This window comes from Pseudoalteromonas undina (genome assembly GCF_000238275.3).
Lineage (GTDB): Bacteria > Pseudomonadota > Gammaproteobacteria > Enterobacterales > Alteromonadaceae > Pseudoalteromonas > Pseudoalteromonas undina.
Map to the genome: position 1 here is coordinate 1585637 of NZ_AHCF03000003.1, position 13009 is coordinate 1598645.

11 protein-coding genes and 2 tRNA genes are annotated in these 13009 nt (G+C 39.5%); 8 read left to right on the top strand and 5 right to left on the bottom strand.

Annotation, left to right across the window (positions count from 1 at the left end):
* Positions 1–59 precede the first annotated feature (59 nt).
* Positions 60–752 carry a hypothetical protein gene (locus tag PUND_RS10955; RefSeq protein ID WP_010389702.1) on the bottom strand — a complete coding sequence of 231 codons (693 nt, stop codon included), beginning with the start codon at positions 750–752 and terminating at the stop codon, positions 60–62.
* Positions 753–873: 121 nt separating this feature from the next.
* Between PUND_RS10955 and PUND_RS10960 the strand changes: the two genes are divergently transcribed.
* A complete protein-coding gene (locus PUND_RS10960) occupies positions 874–1740 on the top strand; it encodes a fructosamine kinase family protein (protein ID WP_010389701.1) in 867 nt (288 codons plus the stop codon).
* A 90-nt stretch (positions 1741–1830) separates the two neighbouring features.
* Positions 1831–2034 (top strand): CPXCG motif-containing cysteine-rich protein, encoded by a 204-nt coding sequence (locus tag PUND_RS10965; RefSeq protein ID WP_008464077.1) that lies wholly within the window; start codon positions 1831–1833, stop codon positions 2032–2034.
* On the opposite strand, the gene PUND_RS10970 is transcribed toward PUND_RS10965, so the two are convergent.
* Complete coding sequence (locus tag PUND_RS10970) at positions 2031–2657, bottom strand: riboflavin synthase (protein ID WP_010389698.1); 627 nt, start codon at positions 2655–2657, stop codon at positions 2031–2033. The two genes, PUND_RS10965 and PUND_RS10970, sit on opposite strands and share 4 nt — an antisense overlap.
* Before the next feature lie 190 nt (positions 2658–2847).
* Between PUND_RS10970 and PUND_RS10975 the strand changes: the two genes are divergently transcribed.
* From PUND_RS10975 to PUND_RS10995, 5 genes are all read left to right on the top strand, one after another.
* The gene (locus tag PUND_RS10975; protein ID WP_010389696.1) at positions 2848–4203 is read left to right on the top strand and encodes an MATE family efflux transporter; all 1356 of its coding nucleotides are present in this window, start codon (positions 2848–2850) and stop codon (positions 4201–4203) included.
* The gene (locus tag PUND_RS10980) at positions 4181–5230 is read left to right on the top strand and encodes a DUF3080 family protein (RefSeq protein WP_010389694.1); all 1050 of its coding nucleotides are present in this window, start codon (positions 4181–4183) and stop codon (positions 5228–5230) included. The genes PUND_RS10975 and PUND_RS10980 overlap by 23 nt, the downstream gene beginning before the upstream one ends.
* Before the next feature lie 236 nt (positions 5231–5466).
* Positions 5467–5543: transfer RNA gene (locus tag PUND_RS10985), tRNA-Val, on the top strand.
* Between the two features lie 29 nt (positions 5544–5572).
* Positions 5573–5649, top strand: a tRNA-Val gene (locus PUND_RS10990).
* A 484-nt stretch (positions 5650–6133) separates the two neighbouring features.
* Positions 6134–6949, top strand: a complete 816-nt coding sequence (locus tag PUND_RS10995) for a hypothetical protein (protein ID WP_010389692.1) — start codon at positions 6134–6136, stop codon at positions 6947–6949.
* Here the strand turns inward: PUND_RS10995 and PUND_RS11000 are convergent.
* Positions 6946–7869, bottom strand: a complete 924-nt coding sequence (locus PUND_RS11000) for a V-type ATP synthase subunit I domain-containing protein (protein ID WP_010389690.1) — start codon at positions 7867–7869, stop codon at positions 6946–6948. The genes PUND_RS10995 and PUND_RS11000 overlap by 4 nt on opposite strands.
* Positions 7870–8183: 314 nt before the next feature.
* On the opposite strand from PUND_RS11000, the gene PUND_RS11005 reads away from it, so the two are divergent.
* Positions 8184–9083 (top strand): substrate-binding periplasmic protein, encoded by a 900-nt coding sequence (locus PUND_RS11005; RefSeq protein ID WP_010389689.1) that lies wholly within the window; start codon positions 8184–8186, stop codon positions 9081–9083.
* A 73-nt stretch (positions 9084–9156) separates the two neighbouring features.
* Here the strand turns inward: PUND_RS11005 and prpF are convergent, their stop codons facing one another.
* Both prpF and acnD read right to left on the bottom strand, forming a co-directional pair.
* Positions 9157–10329, bottom strand: a complete 1173-nt coding sequence (gene prpF / locus PUND_RS11010; RefSeq protein WP_010389687.1) for a 2-methylaconitate cis-trans isomerase PrpF — start codon at positions 10327–10329, stop codon at positions 9157–9159.
* Between the two features lie 12 nt (positions 10330–10341).
* Positions 10342–12951 carry a Fe/S-dependent 2-methylisocitrate dehydratase AcnD gene (gene acnD, locus PUND_RS11015; RefSeq protein ID WP_010389685.1) on the bottom strand — a complete coding sequence of 870 codons (2610 nt, stop codon included), beginning with the start codon at positions 12949–12951 and terminating at the stop codon, positions 10342–10344.
* Positions 12952–13009: the final 58 nt, after the last annotated feature.

The following is a 13009-nucleotide window of genomic DNA, read 5'->3' on the forward strand; positions in this document are numbered from 1 at the left end:
TTTACTCTAGCCAAACACGTTAGGCAGGGCTTAGTACCTGCTTAACGTGTATTTAATTATTAAATAAGCGCTGCCAACAAGCCAAACAAACCACCAAATACCCCACCCCACACAACGAGCCAGCCTAAATGTTCGCGGATCATGGTTTGAATTATTTCTTTTACCATTTTAGGGGTGAGTTCATCTAAGCGTTCATCCACTAACTTAAGCACCGTATTATGCAAACTTTCCGCGTTATTACCTTGGGTTAACATGTCGCTTAATAGCGTTTTAAAATCGTCGGTGTCGCTTATTTGCACCAGCGATAATTGCATTTTTTCAATAAACTTTTCTCGCATTGGCTCAACGGCTTCAGTGCCGCCAAACATTGCAAGCATGCTACCAAATTGTGATTGCTCAATAACCACTAACAAATTATCGAATGCAGGGTTTAAATCTACTTTATAAATTACCGATTCAAAATCAATCGTTGGCTGTGCCTTACTTAGAAGCTTGTCTATTTTATGCTCAGAAAAGAACTCCGTAAGTATTAAATTTCTTATAGCCACTTTAAAGCTTTCAAACTTAAGCGCAATTACACCTGATCCATATAAAAACGGTACTTTTTCAAACAGCATATGAATAGCGAGTAAATTTGTAACCGCACCAGAGAGTGCAAATAAACCCACTGAAAGTACAATGGCTTGATCAAATACAAAACCAATAACAACACAACACGCTGCTAATAAGTTAGTGATAAAACTTTTATTCATTTTTATTCCATTTCAGTGATTTGTATCAGAAATTGATAGTCTTAATTTTACACCGATTAATTTGTTTATTTAATCCCTTTTTGCCATAGTTTATTTATAGGTTTAAAAGGTGACTATTGTTATGTGGAAAACAATCAATCAACAGATCAGCCAAGCTATCCATTACGATTTTAAACACACCCATAAACGTCAGTTGCAAAATACATCCACCGATAAGTTGTTTCACTTAAGCGATGGCAAGCACAATTACTTAGTTAAAATTGCGCAAAAACATGAACTAGAACGCTTTGAGGCTCAAGCTCAAGGTTTAAAACAGCTTACTCAAAACAGTGTATTTATGGTGCCCGACTGCATTACAACTGGGGCCAATATAGAATTCGCCTTTATTGTATTAGAGTGGCTTGCACTTGACGAGCTCCCCCATACCCATTGGTCAGCTATGGGGGAGCATCTTGCTATGTTACATCAAAAACACCAGCAAGCGATGTTTGGTTTTGACACCGACAATTATTTAAGCTCAACACCTCAACCCAATCAGTGGCATAAAAAATGGGATGTATTTTTTGCAGAAGAACGTATTGGTTGGCAATTACAGCTATTAGCTGAAAAAGGCATTGTACTTGCAGACTCCGAGCAACTGATAAATTTAGTAAAAGAGCAACTGCATAATCATCATGTTTTACCCTCACTATTACATGGCGATTTTTGGCGCGGTAATATGGGCTTTGTAAACAACATTCCGACCTTATTTGACCCTGCCTGCTATTACGGTGATCGGGAGGTCGATATTGCTATGAGTGAGCTTTATGCCCCCCTCCCTGAAGAGTTTTATAGTACCTACAATCACCAATACCCTTTAGCTCAGGGTTATGAACAACGTAAGCTTGTTTACCAGCTTTACCCTATTTTAAACAACGCCAACATTTATGCGGGGCATTATTTAAATCAGGCTAAAGACCACGTTGATAAACTAATTAAACTAAAATAAATGTAGTAAACAAAATATAAGCACTATAGTTATTATTAGCTCGTTGTGTGTTACCCACGTAAAAAAACTTAGTTTTTATGAGGTGTTATTATGAAAGACTTTTTATCACAACGTATCGCCTGCCCACATTGTGGACACCATATTCATTTAGATCTCGATGCCAGTATGGGCGATCAAGACTACTATGAAGAATGCAGTGCCTGTTGTAACCTTATACACTTAAACATGCACATAGATTATGCACGTAATAAGTTAGAGTTACATGTAGACAGCGATGACGAACAAATATTTTAACTATGTTGGCGCATGTAGTTTTCAACGGTGTTTATAATTGCATAGGTTTGCTGGTCGACTTCAATATTGAACTCATCACCCACAACGGCTTCACCTAAATTAGTTATATCGAGTGTTTCTGGTATTAAATGCAACCAAAAGCCAAACTCATCAGTATTACCCACCGTTAAACTTGCACCATTAACAGATACAAATCCTTTGTATAGCACATATTTTTGCCATTTTTGTGGTAGGCTGAGCTGTATTTTGTAGTTGTTTTCTAACTTCACTATTTGCGCAATTTTTGCGGTGCAATGAATATGTCCAGATACAATGTGCCCACCCAACTCAGTACCAAACGACACTGAACGCTCGTAATTAACTAAACTACCCAATTCCAGTTGCCCAAAATTAGTTAGCTGCAGGGTTTCATCAATAACATCAAAATGCACTTGAGCAACCACATCATGATTACTTAGCTCTACTTTCACAACAGTCAAACAGCAACCATTTATAGCGATGCTGGCACCTAAGTCTAAATGCTTCACGTATTGCTCATTAACAGAAACTACCAAGCGTAATACGCCCTGTGCATGGGTTTTAGAAACTACCGTTGCTTGAGTTTGAATAATACCGGTAAACATAAAAATCGCTTCTATTTCTTACAAAGTGCTAGTTTAACGTATCAAAAGACAAAATCATTCACTTAATAGCACTTATTCATGGTTATTTTCACCACCAAGATGAATTAAATACAAACACCGACCACCAGCATAGCTTGGCTGATCACAATAGATTACAATGCGACTATGTTTTTCTGAATAGCTGTTTTTTATGACTTTTTGTAGTTGGGAAGCCAAACGTTTACTTTCTCTTGCCGTTCCCGTTTTTTTAGCACAAGTAACTTTAGTATTAATGTCTGTGGTTGACACCATTATGGCCGGACAAGTGAGTCCTACCGATTTAGCTGCACTGTCAATTGCAACGGGGATATGGAACCCAATTTTATTAGCAATACAAGGGATTTTATTAGCATTAACGGGCGTTATTGCACAATTCGCTGGTGCTAAAGATCGTAACGGCATCAGCCATTATTTTCAGCAAGCCCTTTATTTAACACTCCTTTTAAGTATTGCTGGTTTTAGTGCGGCGCAGCTTGCCAATACTGTTATTTTACAGCTAGATACCACCCCTGCAATTGCTGGACTTGCTTTTGACTACATTCATTTTGTTAAATGGGGTGTATTTGGCTTTTTAATTTTTACCGTTTACATAAATATGACCGAAGGCATGGGGATGACCAAGCCTGCATTTTATATTAGCCTACTGGGGCTTGCGGTAAATATTCCACTCAATTATATTTTTATCAATGGCTTATTTGGCCTACCAGCATTTGGCGGAGCCGGTTGTGGTATTGCTACCGCACTCGTATTTACTGTTATGGCCATTGCGCAGGTGACTTATTGCCAGCTCAGCAAAAAAGTAGACGCCAAAGGCTTATTAACAGGCTTTGAAAAACCTAACTTTAAAACCATAGGTATTATTACCAAACTCGGTATTCCTATATCACTAGCCACTTTTTTTGAAGTAACCTTGTTTGCCTGTATACCTTTATTTATTGCGCACTTAGGAGCTGTGGCCGTGTCTGGCCATCAAATTGCAGCCAGTGTTACGGCACTATTATTTATGATGCCTCTTAGCCTCTCAATTGCAATTAGCATACGAATTGGTAATTTATTTGGGCAAAATCATTTAGAACAATTAAAAGTAGCCGTGTCTACAAGTTATATTTTAGCGGCAATTATCGCTCTATTTATTGCTTTTATTACTTTTATAGGTCGCGATGTGATTAGCCAGCTTTATAGCGATAGCCCTGCGGTACTCGCACTTGCTTCATCAATTATGATTTTAGCCTGTATTTATCAACTTCCTGATGCATTACAAGTAGCTGCAAATGGTATATTGAGAGGCTTAAAGCACACCGCGCCTATTTCTTATATCACTTTTATCTCTTATTGGTTAATCGGCTTTAGTTTAGGTTACGTATTAGCAAGAACAGACTTAATAGTGCCAGCAATGGGCCCTCACGGTTTTTGGATAGGTATTATCGTTGGATTATCAGTTGCAGCTGTACTACTGATGCTGACAGTGCATAGGCGATTTAAACGTGAACCATTTATTCTCTCTTAATCAACCTAAAACTACCACACTGCCACTTAAATGGTTACTGGCAGTGTGTTGTATCTTACTTTTTGGCTGCTCAGAGCAGCCCAGTGAGGCAAATAAAACCTATTTGTCTCGCTTAAGTAGTACCTTGCAAGTTCCTAAGCCAAACACAAACCCATTGCAACAACTTACTTTAGTTGAGCCTGTTGAAGCTTTACAACCAGCAATTAAAATTGGCATAACTGAACTTGCTGGTATTAGCCAATGTAAACTGAACGTTTTAATAAGCGAGCATAATAATCAGTTAGGTAAAACAGCCACCGCTGCTAGCCAATTGAAGTACCAAATAGATTTTATTCAAAGCGCGCAAAACTGTTTAAATAGCTTGGATAAACAAAGCAAGATTTACAACAAAATTGCTGCGGCAAAAACTCAAAAACAAGCTCAGCTTACTCAGTTTTTCAACAATATGTTATTTAGTGAGCCCGAACTCAACAGCAGTTGGCAATTAACCGGCCAAGAGCTCAGCACTCAACCGGCTGGGTTTAGCGACACAGTTGAGGGGCTTAAAAAGCTAACTACCATAAAACAGCTAATAGAAAACCAAAATAGTATGGCAATAAACAGTGATGATATTTTGTCAGCGCTTGAGCCGCTTAACAAATACGAGTTTAACCAACAACTTATTCAAGCCGCGCGTGAACAAATTAGCTTAAATCATGCGGCCACCCAGTTTGTAAATACTTTAACGCTTGAAGATATATGCCCAAAGGGTAAAAACAAGCAGCAAGCTAAAATTGTCAGTAATATATTCAATAAATATTATTTGAAACAAATTCAGCCTTATCAAGCTCAGCTTAGTGGCTATTTAGAAACATTGCAGCCGCTTTATGTGCAGCTGTGGTTTAATCAAGCAGTAAGCAGTGAAGAAGTAAATGCCCTTCTTGACCCAAACGCTAAAAACTTACTCGCTCAGCTAAAATCGTCAGCAAAAGAGCATGTTATATGGTGGCAAAAATTTTATAAAACGTGTGAAATCAGTCCAATATGAATAAAAAAACGGCAAATGAACTCAAATAGCATAAACATGCTTGATTCACTCCCCATCACGCTATATATTAGCGACCGTTGTTAAGCAATTAACAACTCTTAAATACATGCAGTACAACTGTAGCTCAGTTGGGCGAGATTGGACCGAAGCAAAGCTTCGCAGCCGAACGAGGTGGAGGCAGGACGCCGACAGGATGAAGCTTCATGGACGAATTAAATAATATGTAGACTTATAGTACGACTGTAGCTCAGTTGGTTAGAGCACTACCTTGACATGGTAGGGGTCGGTGGTTCGAATCCACTCAGTCGTACCAAAATTAGTAAAAAATATATTTAAAATTGTACGACTGTAGCTCAGTTGGTTAGAGCACTACCTTGACATGGTAGGGGTCGGTGGTTCGAATCCACTCAGTCGTACCAATTCAAAAAATACCTTAAGAAAAAGCACTACCCTCTCTTAATCACCCGGTCCACAGGTCGATAACTCGAATCCACTCAGTCGTACCAATTCAAAAACACCTAAAGAAAGAGCACTACCTACTCTTGATCACCCGGTCCAGAGGTCAGTGGTTCGAATCCATTCAGTCGTACCAATCTCCATATCTACACTGTTAAAAAAGAAAAAGCACTACCCTCTCTACATATCTACACAATAAAAAAAGAATGTAGGTCGGTTAAGTGGCGAAGCCACGCCACCCGACATCGGTGAAACACCCCAACACCAAACATCACCCAACATAAAGCAAAACTGCACCGATATTGGTTAATATCCAACACCGTCGGATGACATCCATTTTATCACCCTGCAAAGTCAGTATTTATTGCTTGATAATTCATACTATGTTAACAAATAGACTATCTTTTAAATTAATACATCAAAAGCACGCTAAGAAAGGATTTAACTATGAAGTTTGTTACGCTCATTTTACTAGCCTTACTTGGCTTTTCAGTTGAAGAAGCTCATGCAAAAACGGTGGTTAAAGTAGGTGGCTATGAGTTCCCTCCTTATATAGAAATTGTTGATGGGCGTGCTTCTGGTCTTACCGTTGAATTAATAAGCGAGCTCAATAAAATACAGTCTTCTTATCATTTTGAATTAGTACTAACCACGCCTATTCGTCGCTTTAAGGATTACCAAAAAGGCCTATTCGATTCGGTTTTTTTTGAGAACCCGAACTGGGGGTGGCAACAAGGGAATAATGTAATTAGTAACTCCCCTGTTATAGCCATAGATACAGAAGTATTTATTGCTTTAAGGCAATTTGCAAAATCTCAAGCCTGGTTTGATAACTTAGAAGATAAAACCTTAGTGGGTATTTTAGGCTACCATTATCCGTTAGCTAATTACGAAAGTAGTCCCTCAGTTCTTGAAAACGAATATAAAATGACTTTATTAAGCAGCCATAAAAGAAGTATTGAATTAGTATTAAAAAAACGCAGCGATTGCGCTATTGTTACTCGCTCTTACCTAAATCAATACTTTAGCAAGTATCCAAAAAGCAAGCGTTTGCTACTTGTGTCTGAGCGAGTTGCACAAACCTATAATAATCAGTTATTACTGCGCCCAAACCACACGCTAGATATAAACACCTTGTATAAATGGGTAAAGCAAGCACTCACACAAGGCAATATTGCAGCTAGGCTAAAGCAACTTGGGCTTCAACAATCCCCTCTAACTACACCTTTACTGCTCACTAGCCAAACAAATACTGCTAATTAATGACAGTAACTAGAAAACTTACTATTTTCATCATTTGTCGCAAACTCAACTAATGTCATTAGCAAATCACTGTGCTTATGCGTAAACCCAGTATTAGAAAGACGCTTTTCTAAATAGGCGGTAAAGTTTTTTCGCTGCTGGTGTTGGCTTTGTAACTTAATTAAAAGCTCTGACTGTTTTTGGTTAATTAATCGTGTCTCGTATATCGGGTCTTCATCTGGCCAATTCTCTACTGGAGAGCCCTTTTGTTGAAACACAAAATCACTCAACGAGCGTTCTATTTTATTATAATCATGTTCCCCTAGCAGTTTTTCTATCTCTTTTAGTAAACTTGAGTATAACACCCGAGGAAAAAGCTTATAAAAATCATGATTTTTGAAAGACTCACCAGAGGGCGTTTGCTGCCAATTTTCAAAGCTTGCTCGTAAAGCATGTACTAATATACGCCCTACATAATGGCTTTTTTGAAACGAAACGCCTTGCGACTCTAATCTCGATAAAACATGGTTTAACCTTTGCTTTAAACTACGTACTTCTAGTTGTAGTTCGCTTTTTTGAGTCTCTAGTAATTGTATTTCGTCAGCACTTGTTGTTATTTTTTGTTCTAACTTATTTATTTTAACTTGTGCACCATGAAACAAATCACGTGTATCTTTGAGCTCGGCCAATACACTGGCATTTTGTAATTTTATAGGCGAATTACCATCGCCTTTATAAGTTATGGTCTGTTTACTGTTTTTTAATGCTTCGTTTAACGCGTTCTCTAATTTACTGTCTATTACTTGACCAGACTTACTGCCTTTAAGCAACGTGGTTAGAGTTAAAGAAATATGCTTTTGATACCAATTTTGGATGTGCTCACACTGCACATCAGATAAATTAGCAAATGGATTATCTTCACTTATTGGCTTATTAGCCATAAAAGTTCCCTCTTGTAAAAACACCTCTAATTATCATACCAACACGATTGGTGATTTATTACAGCACCTAGAAATAGAGTGATATGAAAATTATTTATATAGTTGTTCTATTTAATACGATTGAATTTTCATGTTATTAATAAAATAAGTACTAAATCGTATTTAAGTTAAATTACTTGTATTCGCATGTTAATAGTTATCGCTTTTTAAGGCTATATTTAATTGTATGAATACTAAAAGAACCTTACCATTTAAGTTGTTTATTCCAGATAACAAACTAAACTTAACTGTACATATAAAAATGCATTATCCTTATGAGAATATTTTTAGTCGCTACCTTATTTATTTCACTTTTTGCTTACGCAGATCCTGCGCCAGTAACTTACACAGTTAATGATAAAAATATCACCCTTCCTGGCGAAAAATACAAAAGCGGTTACGGTTATAATTTAGAGGCTGATACCGTCCTTCGTTTAGTCACTCTCAACTGGCCTCCCTACATAGACGATAACTTATGCAATAAAGGCTGGCTATACCAGCTCACAGTTAGCATGCTGGTAAAGCGTGGTTATGGCGTTCATATTGAATTTTATCCTTGGGCGCGTGCAGTTCGCGAAGCAGAGCTAGGCAAAGCCGATATATTATTTCCTGAGTACTATATTGACGACGATGTCATATCCGAAAATATTCTAACAAAAACACGAAATCAGTTATTGGCGCTATCAGAACCAATTCCAGGCGGCGATTTATCATTTGTTGCGCTAAAGGATCATACTATTGACTACGATGGCAGCATTAACTCTGTAAAAAACCGAGTGATGGGCGTCGTTCGTTCATACAAGAATAGTGCTAAACTCGATGAACTTATTGATCAAGGTGAAATAAAAACCATTGTGGCAAACAGTGAATATCAGCTTATTCATTTGCTTTTAAACGGTCGTGTTGAGCTTATTGTTGCTGACTTAGAAGTACTTAGAGCCAGCGTTTACAAGTCACTTTTATCAAATAAAGATAAAAAAAGGATGCTAAATGCGCTCGTTGCATTAATGCCAAGCATTGAGTACAAAAATCTATATTATTCTGTAACTAAAAGTGCACCACAATGGCAATCTATTTTGGAAGATATAAATACTGAAATTGCGAATATGCGTGCAAACAATGAGTTTGATAGCTTTATAAAAAATAAAAAACAACAGTGTTATAACCTTGGATAATTAACGATTTATTTTAAACTACATGGTAACTATAAAGCTGATGCTCTCAAAGCCATCAGCTATTATACAATGTTTAAAAATCAAATGGCGCTCTTACCCAGCCTTCCATTAAAACACGCGCGCTGCGGCTCATACTGGCTTTGCTAACCTGCCATTGGCCATTTGTAACCACCGCCTCTGCTCCCACTTTTAATGTGCCCGAAGGGTGACCAAAGTTAACTTCATTAATAGCACCACCACCGGCGGCTAAATTAACTAATGTTCCTTCAACTGCCGCAGCAGTACCAATAGCGACAGCGGCAGTGCCCATCATTGCATGATGTAACTTACCCATTGACATAGCACGGACTAACAAATCGATATCACTTGCATTAATCTGCTTACCACTTGAGGATATATAATCATGTGGAGCAGCCACAAATGCCACTTTAGGTGTGTGTTGGCGTGCTTGTGCTTCATTAATATTATTAATTAAGCCCATTTTTACTGCACCATGTGCACGAATGCTTTCAAGCTTAGTTAGTGCGGCTTCATCAGCGTTTATGTCATCTTGTAGTTCAGTACCGGTATAACCAATATCACTGGCATTTACAAAAATAGTAGGGATACCAGCATTGATCATAGTTGCTTTTAACGTGCCCACGTTTGGAACTTCTAAATCATCAACTACATTGCCTGTTGGAAATAGCGCACCATCACCATCAGCAGGGTCAATAAATTCAAGCTTTACTTCAGCGGCAGGAAAGGTAACACCATCTAACTCAAAATCACCGGTTTCTTGTACTTCACCATTGGTCATGGGCACATGCACTAAAATACTTTTTTTAATGTTAGCCTGCCATACACGCACAATGGCAATGCCATTATCAGGTACTCTGCCTTTATCGACTAAACCATTACTAATGGCAAATGCGCCCACAGCAGAGGTTAAATTACCGCAGTTGCCACTCCAATCTACAAACGCTTTATCAATCGCGACTTGACCAAATAAATAATCAACATCGTGATCGGGCTGTTCACTTTTACTTAAAATAACCGTTTTACTGGTGCTTGATGTTGCGCCACCCATACCATCGGTTTGTTTACCGTATGCATCTGGGCTACCAATAACGCGCAATAATAAGCTATCGCGCGCCTCACCTGCCACTTGGGCAGGTGCAGGTAAATCTGTTAAATTAAAAAACACGCCTTTACTGGTGCCACCACGCATGTATGTCGCTGGCACTTTAATTTGTGGTTTAAACATAAATGTGTGTCCTTATGATGCTTGCGTAGCTTCTAAAAAGTCTTGCGCAAAGCGTTGTAACACACCGCCTGCAGCATAAATAGAAAGCTCTTCTTGCGTGTCTAATCGGCACTTCATTGGTACGTTTAATACCTCACCATTTTTACGTGTAATAACCAGTTCCAAAGTTGCTCCTGGTGTTGGCTCACCCTTTACATCGTAGCTTTCGCTACCATCTAGGTTAAGTGTTTTACGCGTTGTGCCAGGCTTAAACTCAAGCGGCAAAACGCCCATACCAATTAAATTAGTACGATGAATACGTTCAAAGCCTTCAGCTGCAATAACCTGAACACCAGCAAGCCTTACGCCTTTTGCTGCCCAATCGCGAGACGAACCTTGACCATAGTCAGCACCGGCAACAATAATAAGCGGTTGCTTACGTTGCATGTAGGTTTCGATGGCTTCCCACATACGCGTGTTTTCACCTTCTGGCTCTATGCGTGCGTACGATCCTTGCTTCACTTCGCCGTTTTCATCCAATACCATTTCGTTTAATAATTTAGGATTGGCAAACGTGGCGCGCTGCGCGGTTAAGTGATCGCCTCGGTGCGTTGCGTACGAGTTAAAATCTTCTTCTGGCACATTCATTTTAGTCAAGTATTCACCTGCCGCGCTGCTTGCCATAATCGCATTAGAAGGTGATAAATGATCGGTTGTAATGTTATCGCCAAGTACCGCTAATGCACGCATACCACTCATACTGCGCTCACCTGCTAATGCCCCTTCCCAATAAGGAGGGCGACGAATATACGTACTTTCTGGGCGCCAATCGTATAATGGGTCGTTATCTTCGCCGTAATCAACGGTTAAGTTAAACATAGGCTCGTATACTTTTCTAAATTGCTCAGGCTTAACGCTTTGCTTGATCACTGCATCTATTTCTTCATCAGATGGCCATAAATCTTTTAAGGTTACATCGTTACCTTGCTGATCTTTACCGAGTATATCTTTTTCTATATCAAAACGGATGGTCCCGGCAATTGCATAAGCAACTACAAGCGGTGGAGACGCTAAAAATGCTTGCTTTGCATACGGATGAATACGACCATCAAAGTTACGGTTACCGGAAAGCACCGCTGTTGCGTATAAATCGCGATCAATGACTTCTTGTTGAATTTTAGGGTCTAGTGCACCACTCATACCGTTACAGGTAGTACAGGCAAAACCAACAATACCAAAACCAAGCTGTTCAAGCTCTGGTAATAAGTTTGCATCTTCAAGGTACGATTGCACTGCTTTAGAACCTGGTGCCAATGAGGTTTTAACCCAAGGTTTACGCATTAAACCTTTTGCATTGGCGTTACGCGCCAATAAACCTGCCGCAATTACATTGCGCGGGTTACTGGTATTCGTACAGCTAGTAATAGCGGCAATAATACATGCGCCATCGGGCATTAAGCCTTCTTCGTTTTCAACAACGCCCGAAATACCTTCTTTAGCTAAATCGCTAGTTGATACACGACGATGCGGATTTGAAGGCCCTGCAATGTTGCGCCCTACACTTGATAAATCAAATTTAAGTACACGATCGTAATGCGCTGTTTTTAAGCTGTTGCTCCATAGCCCTGCTGTTTTAGCGTAGTTTTCTACAAGGGCAATTTGCTCTTCATCGCGACCTGTTAAACGTAAGTAATCAATAGTTTTATCGTCAATGTAGAACATAGCAGCCGTTGCGCCAAATTCAGGAGTCATATTCGAAATGGTTGCTCTATCACCAAGAGTTAATGCATCAGCCCCTTCACCGTAAAATTCGAGGTAAGTCGATACCACACGTTGCTCGCGTAAAAATTCGGTAATAGCCAATACAATATCGGTTGCAGTAATGCCCGGTTGGCGTTTACCGGTAAGCTCTACGCCAACAATATCGGGTAAACGAATGTACGATGCGCGCCCAAGCATTACACTTTCGGCTTCAAGGCCGCCCACACCAACAGCAATAACACCTAATGCATCAACATGCGGTGTATGGCTGTCGGTACCTACTAAAGTGTCAGGGAATGCAATACCATCACGGTTTTGAATAACCGGCGACATTTTTTCAAGGTTAATTTGATGCATGATGCCATTGCCCGGCGGGATCACATCAATATTTTTAAAAGCAGTTTTAGTCCAGTTTATAAAATGAAAACGATCATCGTTGCGTCTGTCTTCAATAGCGCGGTTTTTCTCAAACGCTTCAGGATCAAAGCCTGCGTGCTCAACAGCTAATGAATGGTCAACAATCAGTTGAGTAGGTACAACAGGATTTACTTTTGCAGGATCACCGCCTTTCGCAGCAATAGCGTCGCGCAGGCCAGCTAAATCAACTAGAGCGGTTTGCCCTAAAATATCGTGACATACAACGCGTGCCGGATACCATGGAAAATCTAAATCTTGTTTACGCTCAATAATTTGGCTAAGCGCATCGGTTAGCATATCGGGTTCACAGCGGCGCACTAAGTTTTCGGCAAATACACGCGAGCTATAAGGGAGAGTAGCGTATGCGCCTGGTTTAATGGCATCTACCGCGGCTTGGGTATCGTAGTAATCTACATTTGAGCCTGGTAATGGCTTACGGTATTGGGTGTTATTAATAATGGTCATAATAAATTCGCTAATTTGGTGACGGGGTTAATCAAGACAGGCTTTAGATTTGAAGGTG